The sequence below is a fragment of the Rhodococcoides fascians NBRC 12155 = LMG 3623 genome, from assembly GCF_001894785.1.
Lineage (GTDB): Bacteria > Actinomycetota > Actinomycetes > Mycobacteriales > Mycobacteriaceae > Rhodococcoides > Rhodococcoides fascians.
Map to the genome: position 1 here is coordinate 941,154 of NZ_BCWW01000001.1, position 24,521 is coordinate 965,674.

Annotated in this window: 24 protein-coding genes; 10 read left to right on the forward strand and 14 right to left on the reverse strand. The window is 65.9% G+C overall.

From position 1 onward, the window contains the following. Positions 1 to 10: 10 nt before the first annotated feature. Positions 11 to 1,408: a DNA repair protein RadA gene (gene radA, locus RFA01S_RS04730; protein WP_027494346.1), complete on the reverse strand. Its 1,398-nt coding sequence runs from the start codon at positions 1,406 to 1,408 to the stop codon at positions 11 to 13. Positions 1,409 to 1,461: 53 nt separating this feature from the next. Beyond that, the gene (locus tag RFA01S_RS04735) at positions 1,462 to 2,070 is read right to left on the reverse strand and encodes a copper chaperone PCu(A)C domain-containing protein (protein WP_027494345.1); all 609 of its coding nucleotides are present in this window, start codon (positions 2,068 to 2,070) and stop codon (positions 1,462 to 1,464) included. A 288-nt stretch (positions 2,071 to 2,358) separates the two neighbouring features. On the opposite strand from RFA01S_RS04735, the gene RFA01S_RS04740 reads away from it, so the two are divergent. Genes RFA01S_RS04740 through rlmB form a run of 5 tightly spaced genes read left to right on the forward strand, consistent with a single transcriptional unit; the run spans position 2,359 to position 6,431 of the window. Beyond that, positions 2,359 to 2,847: a CarD family transcriptional regulator gene (locus RFA01S_RS04740; RefSeq protein WP_027494344.1), complete on the forward strand. Its 489-nt coding sequence runs from the start codon at positions 2,359 to 2,361 to the stop codon at positions 2,845 to 2,847. A 35-nt stretch (positions 2,848 to 2,882) separates the two neighbouring features. After that, positions 2,883 to 3,548 (forward strand): 2-C-methyl-D-erythritol 4-phosphate cytidylyltransferase, encoded by a 666-nt coding sequence (gene ispD, locus RFA01S_RS04745; protein ID WP_027494343.1) that lies wholly within the window; start codon positions 2,883 to 2,885, stop codon positions 3,546 to 3,548. After that, a complete protein-coding gene (gene ispF / locus RFA01S_RS04750; RefSeq protein ID WP_027494342.1) occupies positions 3,545 to 4,009 on the forward strand; it encodes a 2-C-methyl-D-erythritol 2,4-cyclodiphosphate synthase in 465 nt (154 codons plus the stop codon). The genes ispD and ispF overlap by 4 nt, the downstream gene beginning before the upstream one ends. Positions 4,010 to 4,032: 23 nt before the next feature. After that, a complete protein-coding gene (gene cysS, locus RFA01S_RS04755) occupies positions 4,033 to 5,448 on the forward strand; it encodes a cysteine--tRNA ligase (protein ID WP_032406644.1) in 1,416 nt (471 codons plus the stop codon). Continuing rightward, complete coding sequence (rlmB, locus tag RFA01S_RS04760) at positions 5,448 to 6,431, forward strand: 23S rRNA (guanosine(2251)-2'-O)-methyltransferase RlmB (protein WP_032373657.1); 984 nt, start codon at positions 5,448 to 5,450, stop codon at positions 6,429 to 6,431. The genes cysS and rlmB overlap by 1 nt, the downstream gene beginning before the upstream one ends. An 18-nt stretch (positions 6,432 to 6,449) precedes the next feature. Here rlmB and RFA01S_RS04765 read toward each other — a convergent pair whose 3' ends face one another. From RFA01S_RS04765 to RFA01S_RS04790, 6 genes are read right to left on the reverse strand one after another with little or no spacing between them, the layout of a single operon-like run. After that, positions 6,450 to 7,304 (reverse strand): 5-oxoprolinase subunit C family protein, encoded by an 855-nt coding sequence (locus tag RFA01S_RS04765; protein WP_032406568.1) that lies wholly within the window; start codon positions 7,302 to 7,304, stop codon positions 6,450 to 6,452. Continuing rightward, positions 7,301 to 7,903, reverse strand: coding sequence for a 5-oxoprolinase subunit B family protein (locus RFA01S_RS04770; protein WP_032406567.1), 603 nt, complete (start codon positions 7,901 to 7,903; stop codon positions 7,301 to 7,303). The genes RFA01S_RS04765 and RFA01S_RS04770 overlap by 4 nt, the downstream gene beginning before the upstream one ends. Beyond that, positions 7,903 to 8,661: a LamB/YcsF family protein gene (locus tag RFA01S_RS04775; RefSeq protein WP_032406566.1), complete on the reverse strand. Its 759-nt coding sequence runs from the start codon at positions 8,659 to 8,661 to the stop codon at positions 7,903 to 7,905. The genes RFA01S_RS04770 and RFA01S_RS04775 overlap by 1 nt, the downstream gene beginning before the upstream one ends. Positions 8,662 to 8,671: 10 nt before the next feature. Further along, complete coding sequence (locus RFA01S_RS04780; RefSeq protein WP_032364918.1) at positions 8,672 to 9,550, reverse strand: metal ABC transporter permease; 879 nt, start codon at positions 9,548 to 9,550, stop codon at positions 8,672 to 8,674. Beyond that, positions 9,547 to 10,380 (reverse strand): metal ABC transporter ATP-binding protein, encoded by an 834-nt coding sequence (locus RFA01S_RS04785; protein ID WP_027494335.1) that lies wholly within the window; start codon positions 10,378 to 10,380, stop codon positions 9,547 to 9,549. Before RFA01S_RS04785 ends, RFA01S_RS04780 begins: the two co-directional genes overlap by 4 nt. Before the next feature lie 48 nt (positions 10,381 to 10,428). Next, positions 10,429 to 11,451: a metal ABC transporter solute-binding protein, Zn/Mn family gene (locus RFA01S_RS04790; RefSeq protein ID WP_032406565.1), complete on the reverse strand. Its 1,023-nt coding sequence runs from the start codon at positions 11,449 to 11,451 to the stop codon at positions 10,429 to 10,431. Positions 11,452 to 11,592: 141 nt separating this feature from the next. Here RFA01S_RS04790 and RFA01S_RS04795 point away from each other — a divergent pair, with 141 nt between their 5' ends. Further along, entirely contained in the window at positions 11,593 to 12,699 is a 1,107-nt protein-coding gene (locus tag RFA01S_RS04795; RefSeq protein WP_032364921.1) for a LacI family DNA-binding transcriptional regulator, read from the forward strand. A gap of 212 nt (positions 12,700 to 12,911) precedes the next feature. On the opposite strand, the gene otsB is transcribed toward RFA01S_RS04795, so the two are convergent. Then, positions 12,912 to 15,464, reverse strand: coding sequence for a trehalose-phosphatase (gene otsB / locus RFA01S_RS04800; RefSeq protein ID WP_032406564.1), 2,553 nt, complete (start codon positions 15,462 to 15,464; stop codon positions 12,912 to 12,914). A gap of 59 nt (positions 15,465 to 15,523) precedes the next feature. Beyond that, positions 15,524 to 16,267 (reverse strand): FadR/GntR family transcriptional regulator, encoded by a 744-nt coding sequence (locus RFA01S_RS04805; protein WP_027494331.1) that lies wholly within the window; start codon positions 16,265 to 16,267, stop codon positions 15,524 to 15,526. Positions 16,268 to 16,347: 80 nt separating this feature from the next. Here RFA01S_RS04805 and RFA01S_RS04810 point away from each other — a divergent pair, with 80 nt between their 5' ends. Beyond that, positions 16,348 to 16,908 carry a gluconokinase gene (locus RFA01S_RS04810; protein ID WP_027494330.1) on the forward strand — a complete coding sequence of 187 codons (561 nt, stop codon included), beginning with the start codon at positions 16,348 to 16,350 and terminating at the stop codon, positions 16,906 to 16,908. Positions 16,909 to 17,167: 259 nt separating this feature from the next. Beyond that, positions 17,168 to 17,470, forward strand: coding sequence for a WhiB family transcriptional regulator (locus RFA01S_RS04815; RefSeq protein ID WP_032406563.1), 303 nt, complete (start codon positions 17,168 to 17,170; stop codon positions 17,468 to 17,470). On the opposite strand, the gene RFA01S_RS04820 is transcribed toward RFA01S_RS04815, so the two are convergent. Continuing rightward, the gene (locus RFA01S_RS04820; RefSeq protein ID WP_032406562.1) at positions 17,443 to 18,024 is read right to left on the reverse strand and encodes a GNAT family N-acetyltransferase; all 582 of its coding nucleotides are present in this window, start codon (positions 18,022 to 18,024) and stop codon (positions 17,443 to 17,445) included. The genes RFA01S_RS04815 and RFA01S_RS04820 overlap by 28 nt on opposite strands. A 1,208-nt stretch (positions 18,025 to 19,232) precedes the next feature. Here RFA01S_RS04820 and RFA01S_RS04825 point away from each other — a divergent pair. After that, positions 19,233 to 19,952: a DUF2637 domain-containing protein gene (locus RFA01S_RS04825; RefSeq protein WP_032406561.1), complete on the forward strand. Its 720-nt coding sequence runs from the start codon at positions 19,233 to 19,235 to the stop codon at positions 19,950 to 19,952. Positions 19,953 to 19,974: 22 nt separating this feature from the next. After that, positions 19,975 to 20,487: a DUF427 domain-containing protein gene (locus RFA01S_RS04830; protein ID WP_032364925.1), complete on the forward strand. Its 513-nt coding sequence runs from the start codon at positions 19,975 to 19,977 to the stop codon at positions 20,485 to 20,487. Between the two features lie 4 nt (positions 20,488 to 20,491). On the opposite strand, the gene RFA01S_RS04835 is transcribed toward RFA01S_RS04830, so the two are convergent. The 3 genes from RFA01S_RS04835 to RFA01S_RS04845 are packed head-to-tail and all read right to left on the reverse strand — an operon-like array spanning position 20,492 to position 24,446. Further along, the gene (locus tag RFA01S_RS04835) at positions 20,492 to 21,541 is read right to left on the reverse strand and encodes a YncE family protein (protein ID WP_032406560.1); all 1,050 of its coding nucleotides are present in this window, start codon (positions 21,539 to 21,541) and stop codon (positions 20,492 to 20,494) included. Continuing rightward, a complete protein-coding gene (bluB, locus tag RFA01S_RS04840) occupies positions 21,538 to 22,161 on the reverse strand; it encodes a 5,6-dimethylbenzimidazole synthase (protein ID WP_174557217.1) in 624 nt (207 codons plus the stop codon). Before bluB ends, RFA01S_RS04835 begins: the two co-directional genes overlap by 4 nt. Positions 22,162 to 22,172: 11 nt before the next feature. Next, positions 22,173 to 24,446: a putative bifunctional diguanylate cyclase/phosphodiesterase gene (locus RFA01S_RS04845; protein WP_032406558.1), complete on the reverse strand. Its 2,274-nt coding sequence runs from the start codon at positions 24,444 to 24,446 to the stop codon at positions 22,173 to 22,175. Between the last annotated feature and the right edge of the window lie 75 nt (positions 24,447 to 24,521).

The window sequence follows — 24,521 nt, forward strand, 5'->3', positions numbered from 1 at the left end:
CCGCCCGGTGTCATACCGGCCGCATACGCGTGTACGTCAGGGCCTCGCCGACGTTGGTGACGGTTTTGACCTTGATGCCGGGCGGGATGGGGCCCGCGTCCTCGGGGACGATGGCGTAGTTGAACCCCAGTCTGGCTGCCTCGGCGAGGCGGCGCCCGAGCCCGGCGACGCGTCGTACCTCGCCGGCGAGCCCTACTTCCCCCAGAATCACCATTCCTGCGGGCAACGGTTGATCACGCACCGCCGACGCCACCGCAGCTGCCAGAGCCAGATCTGCGGACGGCTCACTCGTGCGCATCCCGCCGACCGTCGCGGCATAGACCTCGGCCTTGGACACCTTCACGCCGCACCGGCGTTCCAGGACGGCCAGAATCATCGCGACACGGGCGTGATCGAGTCCGCTGACCGCGCGTCGCGGTGACGGCATCGCGGTGTCGACGATCAGTGCCTGCAACTCGGCCAGCAGCGGTCGCTTGCCGTCCATCGTGACGGTGACGGCGGTCCCGGGGACGGCGTCGTTGCGGTGATGCAGGAACAGCCCGGACGGGTCACTGATGCCGACGATTCCGGTCTCCCGCAATTCGAAGCAGCCCACCTCGTCCGAGGCGCCGAACCGGTTCTTGACGCCGCGAATCATGCGCAGCGTGGAGTGCTTGTCGCCCTCGAAATTGAGGACGACGTCGACGAGGTGTTCGAGCGAGCGTGGACCTGCCACCGCGCCTTCCTTCGTCACGTGCCCCACGAGCAGAACGGCGACTCCGGTGGTCTTGGCCAGCGTGGTCAACGCACTGGTGATGGCGCGGACCTGAGTGACACCGCCGATGACGCCGTCGACGTCGGCGGCGAGCATCGTCTGCACCGAATCGACGATCAACAGGCTGGGCTTGACCTGTTCCACATGTCCGAACACGGTTGCCAGATCGGACTCGGCGGCGAGAAAGACGCGCTCGTGCACCGCGCCGGTACGGTCTGCCCGCAGCCGAACCTGCCCTGCCGATTCCTCGCCGGTGACGTAGAGCGCGCGGCGATCGGGAGCCGAACGCGCCCACCGATGCACCACCTCGAGCAGCAGCGTCGACTTGCCGACGCCCGGCTCACCGGCCAGCAGAACGACCGAACCGGGGACCAGACCGCCGCCGAGGACACGATCGAACTCGTCGATGCCGGTGGTGTTCGCCTGCGAGGTTGCGCTGCTGATGGTCGTCAGTGCAGCTGCGGGCGTCGTCGGGATCATGGCACCGCCGCCCGAGCGGAGCGCCGATGCACCTGCGCGCGACGTGAGCGGTGCCGCGGTGGCCTGGACCTCGTCCATCGAGCCCCAGTCGCCGCATTCGGGACACCGACCGACCCACTTGGAGACCGAATGATGACACGCGGAGCAGCGGTAGCTCGACTTCAGTTTGACCACGTCGGAAGCCTAACGATCGGCACCGACAGGTCCGGTGACCTCGTGCGGAGGGGTCAGTGCCCGCCGCTGTGCTCGGAGACTGCCTCTTCGGAGCGCTCGAGTTCGTGACCGGCGTCGACGGGGACGTTGACGACAACATCGCCCGCATTGGCGAACTCGAAGGTGACCGGCAGCGTCAGGCCCGGGCGCACGTTCTCGCTGATGTCGGCCATCTCGACCTTGATGAGCTGGATCGGAAGCAGAGGATCGTCCAGCTGCGTGTCGGCGGGTGATCCGGCACCGAGCGCGGTCAGCGGAGCGATCTCGGTGCTGCCCGGTTCTGCCTCGTCGACGATGGTGACCTGAGCCTCGGGAGAGGAGATCCCGGTCAGCTCGTCCGCCACGGCGGGGTTGGCGTTGATGGCCGTGAACCCGAGCTCGACGGTGCCGCCGGGCTCGATGCTGTACTCCTCGGAGGAGGGGTACACGACGTGCACGTTGCGAAGCTGAATGTCTCCGACGTCGACGGAATTGCCGTTGACCGCCGCGACCTGAGTGGCCGTCTGCGAGATCTGACCTGCGCCGCAGGCGGTGAGCACGAGGGTGCCACCAGCGAGAAGCGCGAGGGCGGCGGCCGTTCTGCGATGGCGGCCAAGCGGTGTCGCAGCGTCGATTGCAGTCACTTCGGTCGTCCTCCATGTGGTGCCGGGCCGGCTCGGTCCATCTCGTCCACTAGGCAGAGTAGTAGTTCTCGTCCACCGACCGCTCGTGGGGTCCGCCACTGCTCACGATGCGCCAGGTAGGGCAGCCTTCCGCACGGAACGGGGGTGTTACGACCGCGGCCGAAATGTGGCATCGGATACACGTCGAACGGTCTGTGTCAACCCCTGATTCGGCAGCACTGTGCCCCTGACCTGCGCCGTTGATATTGGGCGTGGTATTCTGGATAAATCGAAAGGGGCACTTGTCACATGATTTTCAAGGTCGGAGACACCGTCGTTTACCCCCATCACGGAGCGGCGCTGATCGAAGCGATAGAGACACGCACCATCAAGGGTGAACCGAGAGAGTACTTGGTTCTCAAGGTCGCGCAAGGCGACCTCACCGTTCGAGTCCCCGCGGACAATGCCGAGTACGTCGGCGTTCGCGATGTCGTCGGGCAAGAAGGCCTCGACAAAGTCTTTCAGGTGCTGCGCGCACCGCACACCGAAGAGCCCACCAACTGGTCGCGTCGCTACAAGGCCAACTTGGAGAAGCTGGCTTCCGGTGACGTGAACAAGGTGGCAGAGGTCGTTCGTGATCTATGGCGTCGCGAACAGGATCGTGGATTGTCGGCAGGCGAGAAGCGGATGCTCGCCAAGGCGCGTCAGATCCTCGTCGGCGAGTTGGCACTGGCCGAGGGAACCGACCAGGCCAAGGCCGACACCATGCTCGACGAAGTTCTCGCCACCGCTTCGTAGAGTGAGCAGCTTCGCAGAATGAGCAGCTTCGTAGCGTGAACGGTACCGCCGGCGACGTTGTCGCCCTGGTACCCGCAGCAGGTAAAGGCCTTCGGCTCGGACACGACGAGCCGAAGGCTTTCGTCTGTCTGGGTACCGACTCTCTTCTCGCGCGGTCCGTGGACGGACTGCGTGCCTCGGGTGCCGTCGACCGCATCGTCGTCATCGTGCCCGTCGATCTGCTCGACGCGGCCCGCGGGCTCGTCGGCGACGACGTCATCGTCGTGGCAGGCGGCCGCGAACGCACCGATTCGGTGCGCGCCGGTCTCGCCGTCGTCGGAGACGCTTCGGTCGTGCTCGTCCACGACGCCGCTCGCGCTCTCACCCCGCCCGGGTTGATCGCCCGCGTCGTCGCCGAGGTCCGAGCCGGACGACCAGCGGTCATCCCGGTGCTGCCCGTCGTCGACACCGTCAAGGAAGTCGACCTCATGGGCGCTGTGGTCGGCACGCCCGATCGCGCGAGTCTGCGTGCGGTCCAGACCCCGCAGGGCTTCGACGCCGACGTCCTGCGTCGCGCCTATGCCGCCGCTACCGACATCTCCACCGACGATGCGGGACTGGTCGAGCGCATCGGCGAGACGGTGCACACCATCGTCGGCGACGCGCTCGCATTCAAGATCACCACTCCGCACGACCTACTACTGGCAGAGGCGCTCCTATGAGAGTCGGCATCGGCACCGACGTCCACCCCATCGCTCCCGGCCGACCCTGCTGGCTGGCCGGACTGCTCTTCGAGGACGCGGACGGTCTCGAGGGCCACTCCGACGGCGACGTCGCCGCGCACGCGCTGTGTGACGCCCTGCTGTCCGCTGCGGGCCTGGGCGATCTGGGGTCGGTCTTCGGTACCGGGCGTCCGGAGTGGGACGGGGTCAGTGGAGCCGCGATGCTGACCGAGGTACGACGGTTGCTCGACGCCGACGGGTTTGCGGTCGGCAACGCTGCGGTGCAGATCATCGGTAATCGGCCCAAGATCGGACCGCGCCGCGTCGAGGCGCAGGACGTTCTCTCGGGTGTGCTCGGTGCACCGGTGTCGGTGTCCGCGACCACCACCGATGGGCTCGGGCTGACCGGTCGCGGCGAAGGAATCGCGGCCGTCGCGACCGCACTTGTCATGACGAGGTAAAACCACCGGTAGCATTGCTGGTCGTGACCCTTCACCTACACGACACCGAGACGAGGGCCCTGCGGGAATTCACCCCCTTGGTCCCTGGCCATGTATCGGTGTACCTGTGTGGGGCAACGGTGCAGGGTGAGCCTCACGTCGGCCACGTACGCAGCGGAGTGGCGTTCGACGTCCTGCGCCGCTGGCTGTTGGCACACGACTACGACGTCGCTTTCGTTCGCAACGTGACGGACATCGACGACAAGATCCTGAACAAGGCGCGCGACGCCGGTCGTCCGTGGTGGGAGTGGGCGGCAACGTACGAGCGTTCGTTCACCTGGGCCTACGACCGACTCGGTGTGCTGCCGCCGTCCGCCGAACCGCGTGCGACGGGCCACATCACTCAGATGGTTCAGATGATCGAGCGGCTGATCGAGCGTGGGCACGCGTATGCCGATTCGTGCGGAGACGTGTACTTCGACGTACAGAGTTTCCCGAGTTACGGCGCGTTGTCCGGTCACAAGCTCGACGACGTACACCAGGGCGAGAGCGTTGCCGAGGGCAAGCGCGATCCTCGCGACTTCACACTGTGGAAGGGTGCCAAGCCCGGCGAGCCCTCGTGGCCGACGCCGTGGGGTCCAGGCCGTCCCGGCTGGCATCTCGAGTGCTCGGCGATGGCGGAGACGTACCTCGGCGCGGACTTCGACATCCATTGTGGCGGACTCGATCTGGTGTTTCCGCATCACGAGAACGAGCGGGCTCAATCCATGGCGGCCGGCGACGGCTTCTCGCGCTACTGGCTGCACAACGGCTGGGTGACGATGGGCGGCGAGAAGATGTCCAAGTCTCTCGGCAACGTCCTCTCGGTACCCAACGTGCTCAAAAAGGTTCGGCCGCAAGAACTTCGGTTCTACCTCGGTGGCGCGCACTATCGCTCGATGCTGGAATACTCCGACACTGCGCTCGAGACCGCGGCGGTGACGTACCGGGGCATCGAAGGGTTCGTCCGGCGAGCCGTCGAACGTGCCGGTGACGTACCGATGGGCAAGTGGACCGCCGGGTTTGCCGCGGCTCTCGACGACGATCTCGGTGTGCCCAAAGCGTTGGCCGAGATTCACGCCACCGTCACCCTCGGCAACACCGCCCTCGAGTCCGGTGATCTACCGGCAGCCGTGGAGCATGCGGGCAGCGTGCGGGCGATGCTCGACATCCTCGGTGTCGACCCCCTCGATCCGCACTGGTCGAGCGACAGTGGTTCGGACGCAGGAGCTCTCGGTGCACTCGGCGTTCTCGTCGAGGCCGAGCTGGAGCGTCGAGCAACGGCGAAGGCGACCAAGGACTGGGCCGTCGCCGACGAGATACGCGATCGACTGGCGCAAGCCGGAGTCGATGTGACAGATACACCCAACGGGCCCGAATGGTCGCTGGGTACGAGCAAGACCGACGAAGCAGGTTTGTGATGGCAGGCAATTCGAGTAGGCGCGGCGCAATCCGCAAGGACGGCACCAAGAAGGGTCAGGTCGCCGGATCCGGAGGCAAGCGTCGTAAGGGCCTCGAGGGCCGCGGCGCAACACCCCCCGCCTCCGAGCGCACCAAGCATCCCGCAGCGCGTCGGGCCAAGCTCGCCGAGAAGTCCGCGCAGAACCGTGGCGGTACCACCGGAGGACGCGCGGGTGGACGTCCGGCCGGACGCAAGGCAGAAGACGGTCCCGAGGTGGTACTCGGGCGCAACCCGGTCGTCGAGTGCCTGCGTGCAGGCGTGCCCGCCACCGCCCTGTGGGTTGCCGTCGGCACCGACAGCGACGATCGACTCAAGGAAGCCGTGCAACGCGCAGGCGACGCACGGATCTCCATCCTCGAAGTTCCCCGCTCCGATCTGGACAAGCTCAGCGCCAACGGACTGCACCAGGGCCTCGCCCTGCAGGTGCCGCCGTACCGCTACGCGCACCCCGACGATCTGATCTCGAACGCGCGCACGCACCAGGAACCCGCACTGCTCGTGGCGCTCGACAACATTACCGACCCGCGTAACCTCGGTGCCGTCGTGCGTTCGGTGGCCGCGTTCGGTGGCCACGGCGTCGTGATTCCGCAGCGTCGCAGCGCCAGCGTGTCGGCCGTGGCGTGGCGCACCAGCGCCGGTGCCGCAGCCCGACTGCCCATCGCGCGGGCGGTCAATCTGACTCGTACACTGAAGGATTGGCAGTCCAAGGGCGTCACCGTCGTCGGCCTCGACGCAGGCGGCGACACCGACCTCGACACCTTCGACGGTAAGGGACCGGTCGTCATCGTCGTCGGATCCGAGGGCAAGGGCCTCTCGCGTCTGGTCAGCGAGACCTGCGACCACATCCTGTCGATCCCGATGGCCGGGCCGGTGGAATCGCTCAACGCATCCGTCGCTGCGGGCGTCGTGCTGGCCGACATCGCGCGTCAGCGTCGAGGCTGAGGTTGCGCAGGGTCGGGATCAGCCGACAGCGCGGAACTGGATTCGCGTTCCGGGGGTCAGTTGCGCGGCGGCGGACACATCGTTCGCGGTGACGACGGCGATCACCGGATAGCCGCCCGTGACGGGATGGTCGGCGAGAAACAACACCGGCTGTCCTGATGGTGGCACCTGTAGTGCCCCGAGAACCATTCCCTCGCTGGGCAATTCGTCGTCGACCGCGCGGGTCAAGGGCTCCACGCCGTCGAGCCTGATGCCGACGCGATCCGAATCCTGCGTGACCGTCCATGGCTGCTGCACCAGAACCGATCGGGCATGCTCGGTGAACCAGTCCTCGCGCGGGCCGAACGTGATGTGCAGTGTCTGCTCGAGCGGGTTCGGTACTACGAAATCCGTTGCAGGCCACTGGTCTGTGGCGTCGCCGACCGGGAGCACCGTCCCGGGGGAGAGTCGATCGGGCCCGAGGCCCGACATCGTGTCCGTCGATCTGCTGCCGAGAACCGGAGGGACGTCGATGCCTCCCCGGACGGCGAGGTAGCTGCGCAGACCCGATGTGGGCGGCGACAGAGTCAACTCCTGCCCGGCTCGGACCACGAGCGTCGAATGCAGTCCCTGCACGGTGCCGTCCACGCGGCAGATCACGTGCGCTCCGGTGACGGCCATGACGGCGTCGAACTCGGCTCGGACCTGCAGGCCACCGAACGTCACTTCCAGGGTGGCGGCCCCGAAGTCGTTGCCCACCAGACGGTTTGCCGCATCGTGTGAACGCAGATCCGCTGCACCGGACCGTCCGACGCCCACCGCCGCGTGGCCACGTCGTCCACGATCCTGGACGGTGCACAGCGGTCCCGTCTGCAGGACGGTCAGGGTCTTCATGTCGACTCGAATCGGACGGTGGTGCCGGGTGTGAGCAGTGCCGGTGGAGTGCGCTCACTGTCCCACAGCGTCACGTCGCTGCGGCCGATCAGCTGCCATCCCCCGGGTGAGGATCGCGGGTAGATGCCGGAGAACTCGCCGGCCAGACCCACTGCGCCTGCCGGGACGCTGGTGCGCGGTGAATCACGCCGCGGCACGTGCAGTCGGGTGTCGGTGCCGACGAGGTAGCCGAAGCCGGGCGCGAAGCCGCCGAACGCGACCGTCCAGGTCTGTTGCGTATGCGCTGCAACCACTTCGGCGACGGACAGGCCCGTCAGGCGGGCGACGTCGTCGAGATCTGCGCCGTCGTAGGAGACGGGAATCGTGACCGCCTCGGATGCGGCAGTGGGGTCGTCGACAGCGGGTTCCAGCGCCGCGACCCACTCGAGTATCGGTGCCGGTGCCCCGTCGAAGATCACCAGCACGGTGCGGGCGGCAGGGACCAGATCGACGACCGCGTCCGGCCGTTCGCGGACCATGGACCGGTGGTACGACATGGTCTCGGGCAGGTCGGCGAACTCGATCAGCAGCGCGTTCTCGCCTGCGGGTAGGAGGCGCATCAGACGAAGGGTGTGATGTCGACAGCGTTGACGCGCAACAGATCCCGCACGGCATCCGCCATCGCCACCGCGCCGGGGGAGTCGCCGTGCAAGCAGATCGATTCGGCGCGGACTTCGACCGTTGTGCCGTCCACTGCTTCGACCGTACCGTCGGTGATCATCGTCAGTACCCGCTTGGCGACCGCCTCCGGGTCGCCGAGCACGGCTCCCGGTTCCGAGCGCGAGACCAGAGTTCCCTGTGGGGTGTAGGCGCGATCGGCGAAAGCCTCTGCGACCGTGCGTAACCCGACGCGTTCGGCTTCGTCGAGGAATGCCGAACCGGGCAGTCCGAGTACCGGCAGGTGCGGGTCGTACGCGGCGACTGCCTCGGCGACGGCTTTCGCTTGCTCGCGGTGATGCACGATCGCGTTGTACAGCGCACCGTGCGGTTTGACGTACGTGACGGCCGAACCGGCAACTCGGGCAAGGCCGTCGAGGGCACCGATCTGATAGATGACGTCGGCGGTGAGATCTGCGGGGGTGACGTCGAGAAAGCGTCGACCGAATCCGGCGAGGTCCTGATAGCCGACCTGAGCCCCGATCCGCACGCCTGCGTTCGCAGCCGAGCGACACGTGCGCAGCAGAGTGGTCGGATCACCGGCGTGAAAGCCGCACGCGACGTTGGCACTGGACACCACTGCGAGCATCGCGTCGTCGTCGCCCAGAGTCCACGCACCGTAGCTTTCGCCGAGATCGGCGTTGAGATCGATGGCCGTCACCTTGGACAGTCTAGGCGGCGACGAGCCGTCCGGAATTGGCCTTGCGGGTTGCCCCGATGCCGCGGCACACGAGGTAGATGACGAACGAGATGGTCGTGACGAAAGTCGAGACCGGGAGGCCAGGGGCGAGCGAGAGCAAGATGCCACCGACAGCGGCGATCTCGGCGAAGAGGATGGACAGCAGCGTCGCCTTCAGCGGGCTGGCCGTGACCCGCGCGGCGGCCGCGGCAGGGGTGATGAGCAGCGAGAGCACCAGCAGCGCGCCGACGATCTGCACGCCGAGTGCGCAGGCAACCCCGACGAGTACGGCGAACACGACCGAGAGTGCGCGAACGGGGACGCCGCGCGCCAGGGCCACCTCGGGGTCGGTGCTGGCGAACAGCAGCGGGCGATAGACCACGGTGAGCACGATCAGCACGAGAACGGCGCACACCAGCAGCAGCTGGATTCCGCTCTGCCCGACGCCGACGATCTGGCCGATGAGCAACGAGAAGCTGGTGCCGGTTCGGCCCGGGTACAGCCAGATGAACAGCACCGACAGGCCGAGGCCGAACGACATGATGACGCCGATGACCGAGTCGCGGTCGCGGGCCTTGTTGCCGAGGAGGGCGAACATCACCGCGGCGACGACGGAACCGACGATGGCCCCGAGCCCGACGGTGATACCGACGAGCAGTGCAGCGGACGCACCGGTGAGGGAGAGTTCACTCGATCCGTGTACCGCGAAGGCCCACTGCCTACTGACGATGAGCGGTCCGAGCGCGCCGGCGAGCAATCCGAGAATGGCAGCGGCGATCAACGCCTGCTGAACGAAGTCGTAGCTCAGCAGATTCGCCGTGGTGTCGAAGTCGAGCATTTTCGAGAATGCGTCGAGAACCTTCTCGTTCATGCCTTGTCTTCTCCGTCGTGCGGTACGGGTGGGTGGTGGGCGCCGGCCGAGCCGAGCGCATCGATCGAGTCGCCGGTTCCGACGACGACGAGCCGACCGCGAACCTTCAACACCTCGACCTCGGTGCCGTACAGCTCGGACAACACCTCGGTGGTCATGACGTCCTCGGGAGTCCCGATCCGGAACCGGCCGTCGACGATGTAGACGACGCGGTCGACGAGCGGAAGGATCGGGTTGATCTCGTGCGTCACGAACAACACGGCTGTGTCGTGCTCCCGCCGTCGGCGATCGATGAGGCCGGAGACCAACGATTGGTTGGCGAGGTCGAGGCTGAGCAGGGGCTCGTCGCACAGCAGTACCGACGGATCTCCGACGAGTGCCTGGGCGATCCGCAGTCGCTGCTGTTCACCACCGGACATCGAGCCGACCGGTGCGCCGGCGAAGGAATTGGCGTCGACCTGATCGATGGCGCGCTGCACCGTCTCCTTGCGCTGCCGCATGCCGCGCAGTCCCATGCCCCATTTGTGGCCGTCCCAGCCCAGACCGACGAGATCGCGTCCGCGCAGCGGCAGATCGTCGTCGATGTTGCGTTGCTGTGGGACGTACCCCACGCCCGACTGGCCGCGGCGAACGGGACTGCCGCCGATCGACGCGGTGCCGGACGTGAGGTGGTTCTGACCGAGCAGCACCTTGAGCAACGACGTCTTGCCCGACCCGTTGGGGCCGAGGACGGCGACGAACTCGCCCGCCGCGACGGACAGATCCAGGTTCTGCCAGAGTGTGCGGTCGCCGAAGGCCAGTCCGGCATCGCGCAGTTCTACAGCAGGCATGCGTTACAGCTTTCCATCAGCTGCCCACCGATCGGGAGGCGGATCGGCTCACGGGTTGGTGCTGAGCGCGGCCTGCAGGTCCGTCGCGGCCTTGGTCTGCCACTCGATGAACGTCATCCCGGCGGGCAGAGTTTCGGTGACCTCGACGACGGGGATGCCCGCAGCCTCGCTGGTGGTGCGAATGTCCTGTGTGACAGCGTCTTCGGTCTGAGTGTTGTAGACCAGCGCGCGGACGGACTTGGACGTGAACAGATCCCGTGTCGCGGCGATCGATGCGGGCGACGGGTCGTTGCCCTCCTCGATGGCGTCCTTGAAGTCCTCGGGAGTGCGGTCGTCGAGATCGGATTCCTCGAGGAGGTAGTGCGCGATCGGTTCGGTTTGGGCCACCGGTGCGTTCGGGAACTCGGCGGCGATCCGGTCCGTCACGTCGGTGATGGCGTGGATCTGCTCGTGGAACGCGTCGGCGTTGGCGGTGTACTGCGCGGCGTTGTCCGGGTCGAGCTGACCGAGCTTGTCGGCGATCTCCTCGGCGGTGTGCGCTGCGACCTCGGCGTTGTACCAGACGTGTTCGTTGACCTCACCGTGCGAGTGGCCGTCTTCGGTCGCGGGCTCGGTTGCGGGCTCGGTTGCTGCCTCGGACGTCGTCTCGGAGTCGTGATCGTGGTCCGCGTCGAGCAACGTGAAGGCATCGACGGACGGCACGTCCTTGCCCTCGGAGCCGAGGATGTCCTCGATGAACTGGTCGTAGCCACCGCCGTTGTAGACCACCAAGGACGCCTCGGCAACCGCGGCGGCGTCACCGGGGCTCGCCTCGTACGAGTGTGGATCTGCCGACGGGTCGGCGATGATCGACTTCACGGTGGCCAGGTCGCCCGCAACGGCCTCGGCAACGCTGCCCCACACGTTCGTGGACGCGACGATCGTGATCGGACCGTCGACGGGGTTGGCCGGTGCGGACTCGGTGCTCGTCGGCTCGTTGGAGCTGCAGGCGGTCAGTGCCAGCGCGGCAGCGCAGGTCAGGCCGATGAGGGCCGAGCTCTTGACCCGAGACGGGCGGTGGAAGGACGACATCGATGTACTCCTGAAGGCAGTGCTTGACGCTAATGGAAACCGTTACCGTTGTACTCTAGCTCTCGGGCGGGCTCGGTATCGAATCGGACGAGCCCAACCTCGATTTTCACTGCAGCGTGGTGTGGGACTAACGTCCCGGTTATGGCCAGGTCAAGCGAGCCCCGACGTCAAGCGACGTTGGCGTCGATCGCAGCCGAGCTGAAGGTATCGCGAACCACCGTCTCGAACGCCTACAACCGACCCGATCAACTCTCGCCCGAACTGCGCGAACGCGTTCTCCAGGCAGCCAAGCGACGCGGTTACGCAGGCCCGGACCCGGTCGCGCGATCGCTGCGCACCCGCAAAGCCGGAGCCATCGGACTACTGCTCACCGAAGCCCTCAGCTACTCCTTCCGCGACCCCGCCGCCATGAGCTTCCTCGCCGGTCTCGCCGAATCCTGCGAGGCCGCAGGACAAGGGCTGCTGCTCATCCCCGCCGGAGCCGAACGCGACGACGTCCAAGCCGCAGCCGTCGTCCAACAAGCAGGAGTCGACGGATTCGTCGTCTACTCCGTCGCCGACGACGACCCCTACCTGGCCGCAGTGCGCGAACGACACCTACCCATCGTCGTGTGCGACCAACCCCGCAACATCCCCGAGGCCGCCCTCGTCGCAATCGACGACCGCGTCGCCATGAAAATGCTCGCCGCACATCTGATCTCGCTGGGACACGAACATCTTGCAGTGCTGTGCATGCGGCTCGGACGCGACCGCCGCGATGGCGTCGTACCCCCGGGGCGGCTGGCCGACAGTCACTTCCACGTCCAACGTGAACGCATCGCCGGAGTCCAGGCCGCCATGATCGACGCCGGACTCGACCCCGACACCCTCACCGTCGTCGAACGATTCGACCACACCGTGCGCTCCGGCCACTCCGCCGCAGCCCAGGCACTACAGGCCAACCGCGAGACCACCGCACTGCTCTGCACCACCGACGTCATCGCCCTCGGTGCACTCAACTTCGCCAGAGTCTCGGGAATCGATGTGCCGAGCCAACTCTCGGTCACCGGATTCGACGGCATCTCCGACGCCATTCGCGAGAACCTGACCACCGTGCGCCAGGACGCCGAGGAAAAAGGCCGCCGCGCAGGCAAACTGGTGCTCTCGTCCTCGCACTCGGGCATCGTCGCCGCCGAAACCCTCCCGACCGAACTCTTCCGCGGCCGCACCGCAGCACCGCCGCCGGCTCAGCCGCCCGCAATTGCCTGACCAGCTGCCCTCGCGCGCTCACTCCAGATCTGCGCCCCTTTTGGGATCAATGTGGGTTTCAGTCACTCAGAGTGCAACAAAGCCACATTCATTCAGTGTCGGCTGGAACCCCGTTCGGGATGAATGTGGGTTTCAGTCAGTCTGAGTGCAACAAAGGCGCATTGATCCCAACTGGGGAGGAGTGAACCGGGTGCGCGAGGCGGGGCGGGGGGTCATGCAGGCTGAGCGCTGAGCAATCTCGCGCAGCGCAGCAGACCAAGGTGACTGTAGGCCTGGGGGTGGTTGCCAAGCGATCGTTCGGCAATCGGGTCGTATTCCTCACTGAGCAGTCCGGTCGGTCCGGCGGCGCTGACGAGTTGAGCGAACAGAGCCTCGGCCTCGGCGCGTTGGCCCACCAGCAGGTATGCCTCGACGAGCCACGCTGCGCAGAGGTGGAATCCGCCCTCGCCGCCGGGAAGGCCGTCGTCGTGGCGGTAGCGGTAGACCGTCGATCCGCTGCGCAGTTCGGCTTCGGTTGCGGTAACGGTGGCTGCGAAACGCGGGTCCGACGGCTCGATCAGTCCGGACAGGCCGATGTACAGCGTCGCGGCGTCGAGGTCGGTGCCGTCGTATGCGGCGGTGAAGGACTGCACTTCGTCGTTCCAACCGTTGGCGAGCACTTCTTCTCGGATGGTGTCACGAAGCTCGGACCAGCTCGATTCGGCTGTGCGGCCGAAGGTTTCGGCCAGACCGATGGCGCGGTCCACCGTCGTCCAGCCCATCACCTTCGAGTAGACATGGTGGCGGGGATTGTCTCGGATCTCCCAGATGCCGTGATCGGGTTCGAACCAGCGTCGCTCGACGGCTTCGACCATCGCGCGGACGAGGTCCCAGTCGTCGTCGGAGAGGCCGTTCTCGGACCCCGCGGCCTTGCGGGCGTGTGCGAGGGCGGACACCAATTCGACGATGGGCCCGAAGACGTCGAGCTGAACCTGTTGGTTGGCAGCGTTTCCCACGCGGACCGGACGTGAACCCGCGTAGCCGGGCAGCTCGTCGATGACGGCCTCGGGTGGCAGGCCCAGGCCCCAGATGGTGTAGAGCGGGTGCAGGCGTTCGGGTCCCGACACCGATTCGAGTACCCCGTGGATCCACGACAGGTAGTTCTCGGCCTCGGCTGTCGATCCGACGTCGACCAGTGCGGTCGCGGTCAATGCTGCGTCGCGCAGCCAGCAGTATCGGTAGTCCCAGTTGCGCACTCCACCAATGTCTTCGGGCAGCGAGGTGGTGGCGGCAGCCATGATCGAACCGGACTCGGAGTGCACGAGGCCACGCAAGGTCAGGGCCGATCGCTTCATCAGGTCGCGCTTGAGCGGCGGCAGATTCAGGCCGTCGGCCCAGTCCTTCCAGTACGACTCCGATGCTCGACGCCGTTCGACCTCGGGCCACGGGTGCTCGCTCAGATCGTCTGTGCCGAGCCGCAATTCGAGAACTATCGGCCCGTTCGACGGGTCGACCTCGGCGTGGGCGGACTGCTGGGATCCGTCGGAGACGATGTTCCAGGTGACGCCGGGGCTCCGCAGGACCATCGGGTCCGCGGTGCCGAGGATGCGCAGTCCGTCCACGTCGGGTTCCAGTGATGCCCACGCCTTTCCGAACTCCGGACGCGGCGCGAACGTGACGATGGCCGATGCCTTGCCGGTGATGACGCGGGTCAGCGCGGTCTGGCCCTGGCCGATGTCGTGCGGGAGGTAGTCGGTGACCTGCAGGCTGGCCCACTTGGTCTGCACGGTCATCGTGCCGTCCACGTACTGCTGGCTCAACGGAAGCGATGCGCGGACGGGTCCGATGCTGAAGTGTCCGGCCTGATCGCCGCCGAGCAGGTGTGCGAACACCGCTGCCGAATCGGGCTCGGGGTGACAGAGCCAGGTGACGTCGGCATCGGGAGTGAGCAGCGCGACGGCGTTGGGGCTGGCCAACATCGTCAGTCGTTCGATGCGCGGGGCGTCGGCTCCGGAGAGCCACTGCCGACGCTCCTCGAGCAGGAACGCCAAGGCCAGTGCCACGTGCTCGGTGCTGTCGATGCGGAATTCGGCGAGAGTATCGCCCGGTCCGATCTTGACCCCGATGTCGGGTCCGTGCAGGTGGCCGAATGCCTTCTCGTCGGTGACGTCGTCGCCGAAAAAGACTGCGGCAGTGGAGGCTTCCTGATGTCTGAGGATATCGAGGGCGACGCCCTTGTCGGTGATGATGACGGCCAGCTCGATGACGGACTTGCCTTCGGTCACCTGGACGCCGTCGCGTGCGGCAGCACCGGAACGCACGGCGGCCAGGGCTTCCTCGCCCGCGGCGGGCTCGGCGTTGCGCACGTGCAGTGCGACGCTGGCCGGCTTGGTTTCGATACTCACGCCCGGATGGGCGTCGGCGATGGCTTGGAGCTCGCCGGTGATGACGGTGAGGAGCTTCTTGGCGTCGTCGTCGATGGCGTTGACGAACCCGGCGTCGAACTCGCTGCCGTGGCTGCCCACGAGCTGCACCTCGGACGGCAATCGCGAGAGGATCGCGAGATCGCGGAGGGCGCGGCCGGAGATGACCGCAGCGTTGGTGCCGGCGAGGGAGGCGAGCCCGCGCATGGCGCTGACGGACTCGGGGTGCGGGAAGGCCTTTTGCGGGTCGGAGACGATCGGAGCCATGGTTCCGTCGTAATCGGACGCGACGAGCAAACGCGGAGTCCGAGCGACTCCGACGAGTGCGCGGCGAAGTTCGAGCGGCAATTCGAGAGCAGTCACGCGTCGAATCTAGGCGATGAACCTCGTCTCGGCGTACCTGGCTTCGTGCGTCCGGTGCATCACTGCTGGTCGGGAACCAGACCGGGCGACGGCGTCACACCGGAAGCAGCCGACATCGACCTCGCGGATTTGGTGACGATGGCCAACATCGCTCGTTGTGCGGCGTCGGCGTCACCGGACTGGATCGAGGACGCGACCACTCCGTGCAACCGGATGGCCTCGGGGTCTGCTTGCCGCGACATCAAGGCATGGCGGGTGCGTCCGGCGAGTACCTCGACGACGATGTCCGACATCGACCGCAACATGGGATTGCCCGACGCCTCCAGCAGCGTGCGGTGAAAGTTGCAGTCGTGTTCGAGGTAGGCCTCCGAGTCCGCGGACCGCGACGTCGAGGACATTCCGATGACGGCAGCGGTGAGCGCCCCGCAGTGCTCGGGGGTGGCTCGGTGGGCAGCGAGTTTGGCTGCCAAAGGTTCGATACCCGACCGCAGTTCGCTGAGCAGCAGCAGCTGCTCGGCGCGGGCAGGCCCGGCCAGTTGCCAGCGGATGACCACCGGGTCGAGGGAGTTCCAGTTCTGCGAACCCAGCACCGTGATGCCGACGCGTCGCCGAACGGTGAGCAGGCCCAGTGACTCGAGAACACGAACGACTTCTCGCACCACGGTTCGCGATACGGCGAACCGCACGGCGACGTCGTCGGCCGAGATTCGGGTGCCACTCGGGATCGCGCCACTCACGATGTCGCGCCCGAGCTCGTCGAGCACCGAATCGTGGAGTTGGCGAAAATCGTTGGTCTCGGTCATGTCCGATCGATCGTCCCACGGGTTGCCCGGTTTCTCGCGTCTGTCCGATCCCGATGCACCGGATGGAGCAGTATCGAGTCATGGCAGCAGAGAAGACAGGCAGAGCGCACCATCCGGTTCTCGTGGTGATGGGGGTATCCGGATCGGGCAAATCCACCGTGGCAGGCATCCTCGCCGGAGCCTTGAAATGGGACCTCCAAGAGGGCGACGACCTGCACCCGGACGCCAACGTCGCGAAGATGGCGTCGGGTCAGCCCCTGACCGACGAGGACCGATGGCCCTGGCTCGACATCATCGCCGAGTGGATCACCGACCACACCAGCACAGGACGATCGGGAATCGTGACGTGCTCGGCACTCAAACGGTCGTATCGGGACGTACTGAGCGCAGGGGCGAAGGACGGGGCGCCGGTGATCTTCGTGCACCTGGCCGGAACCAAGGACCGAATCAGCGGGCGTCTGAATGCACGGATGGACCACTTCATGCCGTCCTCGCTGCTCGACACCCAGATCTCGACCCTGGAACCCCTCGGCGACGACGAGAACGCCATCGTCGTCGACATCGGCCCGCCGCCCACCAAAATCGCCGAACACGTCCTCGTCGAACTCGAAAAACGCGCAGGAATGTCCGAAAGCCACTGAGTGCTGCCTGCCTCTGCCCTCTTGCTCCCCACCCGGGTTCGGATCAATGCGGGATTCAGTCGGTCAGAGTGCGGCAATGGGACATTGATCCACACCCGGGGGCCGAAACAGGGCAGAGGTCCGGGGCGGAGTGTCCGGTAAGTGCATATTCCAAGCAAGCGCGCTTGATTTTAAGTACTACGAATGACCGAAAGGACTTGTAAAAGTACGACGAATGCGAGAAGGTGAGCTTGTTCACTTTTCAGTGAGGAGACAGCTCATGGTGCGAGGCGCACCCGCCAGGCCGGTCCAACTTCCCGTTCCCAATGCAGATGTCTGGGACTGGCAACTCGACGGTCTGTGTCGTGGTCTCGACTCGTCCGTGTTCTTCCATCCCGAGGGGGAGCGAGGCCGTGCCCGCGCCACGCGGGAGAGAACCGCCAAGCAGGTCTGCGGTCGCTGCCCGGTGCTCGAGCAATGCCGTCAGCACGCACTCGAGGCGAACGAGCCGTACGGCGTGTGGGGCGGAATGTCTGCACACGATCGCGCAGACTTCTACCGCGGAGCGGTTCGTACCGCTTGATCCTGCAGTACCGGTGCTGCAGAGGCTTCGTAGACGATCTCCAGGCCGTCCTCGTCATCCCATTGCTCACCCACTTCGATGAACCCGAAGCTCTCGATGAGGGCCAGCGAGGGCGTGTTGTTCGGGCTGACTGTGGCGCGCACACTACGCACGTCCTTGTGTTGCCGTGCAACAGCGAGAAGGGTTTCTACCGAACGTCGGGCATGGCCTCGTCGACGAAACTCAGGATCGACTCGGTACCCGATCTCCACCATCCCCGTCTCGTCGGGAGCTCCGTGGAAGCCGGCCACGCCGACTGCCATGGCGACGTTCGGGTCGACCATCAGCCGCGTGATCCACGATGCATCGCCGGGGATGTCGATGATCTGCTTGCTTCTCCTCCGCCACAGGCTGCGGCATTCGACCCCGGCGAGATAGGGCGAAACACGGTGGTGTGATGCGGGAATCGACTGTCCCTTTGCCAAGGCATGCAGCATCTCCGCGGGAATTGCGTCCAGGTGAAGTCGTGACAGCTGGGGCTGGGGATGACGCCACGGGGCGCTTGTCATAGTCATTGGCGAGACCTTTCCACTCTTTCCGGCCGATCAGCCTTCCTCGATGAGATCGAGCACAACGCCGCTCGAGTCGAAGCCGAAACGGGAGTTGAGCGGCAAGCGATGTGCTTCAGGTTTCAAACTTTCGATACCTTGGCGAACTATTTTGGCTCAAACCCTTGTCTTGGACGTATGTGCCGTTTTATGTTCGAAGCGTCCAGAAGCACGAAACAACTCATGTTTCTCGAGGAGTAAACATGCAGGTCAGACGAGCTATCGGGGGAGTATTAATCGGGGTTGCCGTTCCCGCACTGGCCATGGCGGGAGTGCAATGAGCCTCGGCTGAACCTATTCAGCCGCAACCGCAAACGCCCGCTTCTGTCGCCAGGCGCATTCGCCTTCCACTCCACGAAATCGGTTGCGTGGTGGGCAATGACAACGGCCGATGTGTTGGCGGCGGGGTGTACAAGCGAGAGGATGCGAGATAGCAGCACCACTGATCAATTCATCGCAAATTCCTGCCCCGATCAAGGTCGGGTCGCGGATACCACAAGGCACCTCGATAGATCGCATCATTGCTGCGCTGGAGCCTCTGGACGGGAAAGTGACGCGTGTGAGCGAGACGTCAGCCCGGATCGACGCCGGCAACATAGCCGTTTACCGAATGTTGGGAACATCGCTAGCGCTCGGGCGGCGAAACTTGCCAATTGCCGTCTCGATCGATGTCAGGGACCAAAAGCCCTCAGTTTCAGTGACATTGAGAGACACGATTGCCGTGGTACTCCGTGTGCGGAGTGAGGGTGATGCGCTGAATGAACGCGTCGCGGAGATCAACGAGCTTCTCAATGTTGTATGACTTCCGATTCCGCGGTACTGCGAGCTACTGATCTCACAATATCGGTGGCGGATCGCGCACTAGGGCAGTGTCTCCATTGCGTTGCTCGACGCTCAGTCGCAGGGGTCCATCCCGGCGTTGTGCTCCTTGGTGGCCATAATGGTTCTGCTTCCAGCTGGATACATGGTCCGAATGTGAAAAGGTGGGGCGACGGAGGCGCAGACTGGAAGCGGATTGCCTCGTTATCATCGAGCGTTCACTCGTCCGAGCCGTGATCGGAAGTATCGAGGTGGAGTGCAGCACACGGTGCCGGACGTGACCTGCGCACTGGATTCGGGGCCACCAGCGTGCTCGTCGCCGAACCTGTCGGTGGGCTCGTGTTTCATGACGACCCATGAACAAGGTCCTGCGTGCGACGCTCGTCAGTGCGGTCGTCATCACCACCGTCATCGGAATTGCGTCGTTCGTGCTGAGTTTTGCCGCACTGTGGGATCTCGCCACGATGGCGGGCGTCCCGCGTTCGCTGTCGTGGCTGTGGCCCGTGATCGTCGACGGCACCATCCTGCAGGCCACGATCTCCGTCATCGCGCTTGCTCAATTCGAGGAACAACGCAGTGGTCGACGCTTTTTCTGGGGCGTGTTGATCACGGCAGCTCTGGTCAGTATCGGCGCAAATGCCATGCACGCCTTCATTTCCGACGCCGGAACACTGCATCCGGCGCTGTCGGCGGCCATCGCGACGGTCGCCCCGGTCAGTCTGTTGGCCGCGACCCACGGACTCGGCATCCTGGTCCGAGTGCCGGCCGAACTGCCGAACAATCCAGAGATCCCGGACGACGCCCGAAGCCTCACGCAGGCAGACGACGACACCGTGGCCGCCGACGTGGTGCCGCTGCAGACCGGGATCGAACCGAGACCGGAACTGGCTGAGCCCGCGTCTGCTGTGTCATCCACCCCGGTACCGGCCGCACCCGTCGAGGACGTTCGTCGCGAGGTGCCGGCGCGCGATATTCCGTTCACGTCCGTGCGCACGGTCGAACCATTGGACGACGTCGATCGCTGGATTCTCGACGAAGAACGGGTGGACGATCTCTATCCCGTCGACGCTCCGTGACATCCGGTGGCACCATCGAGTGATGAGCCAGAATCTGCCGAGATCCGTAGTTCCCGAGAAGCCGAAGCCGGGTCAGGAGTCGGTGTGGGATTACCCCCGTCCACCGAAGCTCGAGTCCTCCAACCGTTCGCTGGTCGTCCGGCTCGGCGGCGAGGTGGTCGCGCGCACCACCGCCGCGTACCGAGTGCTCGAAACCAGCCATCCGCCCACCTGGTACATCTCGCCCGCAGACGTGGTTCCGGGTGCGTTGACGCCGTCCGAGGCCCGGTCGACGCATTGCGAATGGAAAGGCGCGGCGACGTACTGGGACGTGCACGGCGGCGACGCCGTCGCCCCGGCCGCGGGGTGGAGCTACGAGAACCCGACACCGCGGTTCGCCGAGATCGCCGGCTACCTCGCGTTCTCACCCAGCCGACTCGACTGCGAAATCGACGGCGAGGCGGTCCGGCCGCAAGAAGGCGGTTTCTACGAGGGCTGGATCACCGACGACGTGGTCGGCCCGTTCAAGGGCATTCCAGGCTCCTACGGCTGGTGATCACTCACCCCGCGGGTAGCTCGGCGCGGGGGATGATCTGAATCGAACTCGTTGCGCCGGGGTCGCTGCCGGTCACCAGAACGTCCCCGGTGCGCGGGTCCACGGCAACAGAGTTGGCCTGTGTCACGGTCGGGACGTCGCCCAGGATTCGCGGTGCGGAGACGTCCGAAACATCTACCACGCGCAACAGATTCGACGCGGTCAACGTCACGAACAGCAGTGCCCGGTCGCGGTCGACGGCAAGTCCATACGGATTACCCGGGGCCTCGATCGACGCGGTCTGGCGGATACTCCCCGCAGCGTCGACCGAAGCGAGAAGAACGGTCCCGCCGTCGGTATCGGCGAACCCGGCTGTTGTCTCGTTCACCGTCACGGCGTGGGTCAGCTTGACGCCGATCGGGGCCTGCGCCACCTCCCGCTGGGTCGCGCCGTCGTAGACCCACACACCGTTGCCCTGCACGTCTGCGACGGCGGCGTACGGGCCGAGAGCGGCAGCGCCACCGGGCTGGACCGGGCCCGGCGGTAGCTCCGACACGACCGATCCCTCGCGCAGGAAGATCACCCCGCCGCCCATCTCGTTGGTGGCCACGATCGTGCCGCCGGAGGTGAGCACCGCGTCGTGCGGCTGCCGTCCGACACCCGTGGCCGTGGACAGGATCGCGCCGTCGTTGAGCGCCACTTCGAGTAGTTCGTCACTGCCTTCGAGCGGGGCCAGGACCGGGCCGTCGGGACCTGCCAGCGAAAGATGCCGGGGTGCGCCCGTCGTCGGGACCATCTGCCGGACGGCACCCGTCGCCGCGTCGAACAGCACCACGCCGTCGGGCTCGCGTACTCCGGCGGCGGCGATGCCCGACGTCCCCACGACGATGCCCTCGGGAGCCCCGGGGAGCGGAACGACAGTTCCGACGGGATCGGCAGAATCGGGTGCCTGGGCGGGTTCGGCTGCCGGAGTTGTTGCCGGCGTGGTTGCGGGCGAGGGGGATTCGTCAGGGGCAGAAGAGCACCCCACGAGCAGGAGGCACGTGACCGTCGCCGCGGCGAGAGCGGTTTTCACGATCGGCGGTACTGCTCGAAGTGCAGGGCATCGTCCAGTGGACGCCCCGTGCGCCAGCCGAATCGCTCGAGATCCGGTACCTCCTGGAACGACTCGACCGGGCCCACACACAACCATGCGATCGGACGCACCGGGGCGGGGATGTCGAGCAGTTCGGTGAGGTACGCCTCGTCGTAGAACGACACCCAGCCGACCCCGACGTTCTCGGCTATCGCTGCGAGCCAGAGGTTTTCGATGGCCAGTACTGCCGAGAACAATCCGGTGTCGTCGACGGTGTCGCGGCCGAGGACGTGCGGGCCTCCCCGGTTCGGGTCGTACGTGACCACCACTCCGGTGCCGCTGGTCTCGATCCCTTCGATACGGATGGGGTCGAACGTCTGTCGGCGCTCGGAGTCGAGCTTGTTCGCGAAGTCCTGTCGGCAGTCGGCGACGTGTGCGGCGAAGGCGCTCAACGTGTCGGGTTTGCGGACCACTATGAAATCCCAGGGCTGGGTGTTACCGACGCTCGGTGCCTGATGCGCTGCGCCGAGGATGCGGCGCAAGGTGTCGTCGTCGACGACGGTTCCGTCGAACTCGGCTCGCACGTCGCGGCGAGATCGAATGGCCGCGTATACCGACAGTGTGGCTTCGGTCATGATATCCGTTCTCCGATAACAGTTTTCAGGTTCTCGTTCAGTTCGTCGACGAGGGCGGGCAGGTGCTCGCCGGGGGTGGGGCGGCCCAGATGGAAGCCCTGCGCCCGTCCGCATCGCAGCTCACGCAACACCGATACCGTCCTTTCGTCCTCCACGCCCTCTGCGGTCACCGACAGCCCCAGTGTGCGCGCCAGTTCGATGGTCGAGCGAACGATGGCGGCGTGAGTGGCGTTGTGCGACATTCCGCTGACGAACGTTCGATCTATCTTGAGTTCCTGGACCGGGAGGCGCTCGATGTAGGCCAGAGAACTGTAGCCCGTGCCGTAATCGTCGATGGCGACCTGCACTCCCATGGCGTGCAGACCGGCCAGCACCTCGGTGGCACCGGCGGGGTCGGTCATCGCGGAGCTCTCGGTCACCTCCAAGGTCAACTGCTCAGCAGGACAATCGAACTCGGACAGGACCCGGGACACGTGGAAGATCAGGCTGTCGTCGAACAGGTTTCGGGTGGAGATGTTGACGGCCATGCGCAGGTGCAGGCCCGATGCCGCCCATCGCTGTCGTTCCGCCAGGGCTTGCTCGAGAACGTAGCGGGTCAGTGGGCGGATCAGTCCGGTGTGCTCGGCCGTGGGCAGAAATGCGCTGGGAGAGAGAATGTCTCCGCTCGGGTGGTGCCAACGCAGCAGGGCTTCGACCCCCACCACGGTCATCGAGTCCAGGTCGACCTGGGGCTGATAGCGCAGTCTCAGTTGATCCGACGCGAGGGCGGCGGTGAGCTCGCCCAGCATGATCAACTGCTCGCTCTTGTCCCGGTCCATGGACCGGTCGTAGTACGCGACGCGCGATTGCACGGTCTTCGCGGCCTGCACGGCGAGGTCGGCGCGTTGCACCAGACGGTCGGGTGTGGCGTCGTCCTCGGCGACGCGCGCCGGGGCGTTCGTCGCTACCCCCACGCTCGCTTCGATGAGCAACGACATGTTGCCCACCTCGAACGGCGTCGAGAATTGTTCCAGTATGTCGCGGGCGAGGGCCGCGGGATCCATCGAATCCGACTCACCGCACAGCGCGAATTCGTCACCGGCCAAGCGTGCCAACAGGATCGCGTCATCGCCCACCGTGCGCAGACGGGTGGCGACGGCGGCCAGCACCTGATCTCCGAGGCCCCGTCCGAACGTGTCGTTGATTTCGGTGAAGCGGTCGATGTCGACCGTCAGCAATGTCGATTCACCGGCGTTGCCGTAGATCCGGTGTTCGAGGGCGCGCAGATTGGCCAGCCCGGTGAGGTGGTCGGTGTCGGCGACGGCGCGGAGCTGAACGGTCTGGATGTGCAGCAGCCGCAGCAGGTCGGTGATGCGCAGGATCACCAGGACCACCAGAATGCCCGCGCACAGCATGACCGCCCATCCCCATTGTGCGATCGGCTTCTCGCGCACGACTTCGACGACCATCACGGCGGGGGCGGTGAGCGTGGCGGCGGTCAGCACGACGACGGACGGTGTGGTGAACGACGCCATCAGGTGGGCGTCGGATTCGATGGTGGGGCTGGTGATTCTCCGCATCGACGGGTGGAGTGCGGCGACGCCGATGAGCACGTAGGACAGCGTCCACCCCGCGTCGAGCAGCGAGCGGTCGGCCGAGGAATCGGACACGATGGAGAAGTTGTTGGCGGTGTCGGTGACGACGAGCAGGACCACCGCCGCGGTGAGCAGTCGGTAGGACAGTGCCCGCCACTGACGAGAGCCGACGAAGTGGGCGAGCAACCCGAGCAGAAAGATGTCCATCGCGGGATAGGCGACGTCGACCAGCCCGGCAACGCCGGAGATACCGTCCCCGTCCAGCGATGGTTGGACCGCAAAAACCCAGGTGAGCAGTGCGAATGCGACCATGACGATAGCGCTGTTGGCGATGTGGCCGCGTTCGCTCGCCCGCCACTTGTGCCGGACCAGCAGGAACAGTCCGAAACCGTAGATCGGGTAGCCGACGAGGTAGAGCGCGTCGGCGAGGGACGGATAAGGCACGACGCCCCCGCCGGCGTGAAGCCACTCGTAGACGATGTCGCCGAGCACCCACACCGCGGTGCCCGCGGCGATGCTCCACCAGGCGGTTCGGTTGCGCGGACGGTTCAGTCTCGTTCCCACGATCGTGGCGGCGACGGCGGACGCCCCGACCACGACGAAGATCGATTGCGACCAGACGGAGTCGGGCACCGCGAAGTAGGCGATGCAGCCGAGTACGCCGAGTGCTCCGTACCACCGCCACCAGGCCGTCACAGTTGTCTCCAGCCGTTCGCGTGATCCGACGACTCAACAATGGCACATCAGGTGACCTGGGTCACTTTCTCGGGG

Bases quoted from the DNA above. Each gene is read 5' to 3' on its own strand.
- RFA01S_RS04740 (WP_027494344.1), top strand. From the start codon at position 2,359: ATGATTTTCAAGGTCGGAGACACCGTCGTTTACCCCCATCACGGAGCG.
- ispF (WP_027494342.1), top strand. From the start codon at position 3,545: ATGAGAGTCGGCATCGGCACCGACGTCCACCCCATCGCTCCCGGCCGA.
- rlmB (WP_032373657.1), top strand. From the start codon at position 5,448: ATGGCAGGCAATTCGAGTAGGCGCGGCGCAATCCGCAAGGACGGCACC.
- RFA01S_RS04765 (WP_032406568.1), bottom strand. From the start codon at position 7,304: ATGAAGACCCTGACCGTCCTGCAGACGGGACCGCTGTGCACCGTCCAG.
- RFA01S_RS04770 (WP_032406567.1), bottom strand. From the start codon at position 7,903: ATGCGCCTCCTACCCGCAGGCGAGAACGCGCTGCTGATCGAGTTCGCC.
- RFA01S_RS04780 (WP_032364918.1), bottom strand. From the start codon at position 9,550: ATGAACGAGAAGGTTCTCGACGCATTCTCGAAAATGCTCGACTTCGAC.
- RFA01S_RS04785 (WP_027494335.1), bottom strand. From the start codon at position 10,380: ATGCCTGCTGTAGAACTGCGCGATGCCGGACTGGCCTTCGGCGACCGC.
- RFA01S_RS04790 (WP_032406565.1), bottom strand. From the start codon at position 11,451: ATGTCGTCCTTCCACCGCCCGTCTCGGGTCAAGAGCTCGGCCCTCATC.
- RFA01S_RS04795 (WP_032364921.1), top strand. From the start codon at position 11,593: ATGGCCAGGTCAAGCGAGCCCCGACGTCAAGCGACGTTGGCGTCGATC.
- RFA01S_RS04805 (WP_027494331.1), bottom strand. From the start codon at position 16,267: ATGACCGAGACCAACGATTTTCGCCAACTCCACGATTCGGTGCTCGAC.
- RFA01S_RS04810 (WP_027494330.1), top strand. From the start codon at position 16,348: ATGGCAGCAGAGAAGACAGGCAGAGCGCACCATCCGGTTCTCGTGGTG.
- RFA01S_RS04815 (WP_032406563.1), top strand. From the start codon at position 17,168: ATGGTGCGAGGCGCACCCGCCAGGCCGGTCCAACTTCCCGTTCCCAAT.
- RFA01S_RS04820 (WP_032406562.1), bottom strand. From the start codon at position 18,024: ATGACTATGACAAGCGCCCCGTGGCGTCATCCCCAGCCCCAGCTGTCA.
- RFA01S_RS04825 (WP_032406561.1), top strand. From the start codon at position 19,233: ATGAACAAGGTCCTGCGTGCGACGCTCGTCAGTGCGGTCGTCATCACC.
- RFA01S_RS04830 (WP_032364925.1), top strand. From the start codon at position 19,975: ATGAGCCAGAATCTGCCGAGATCCGTAGTTCCCGAGAAGCCGAAGCCG.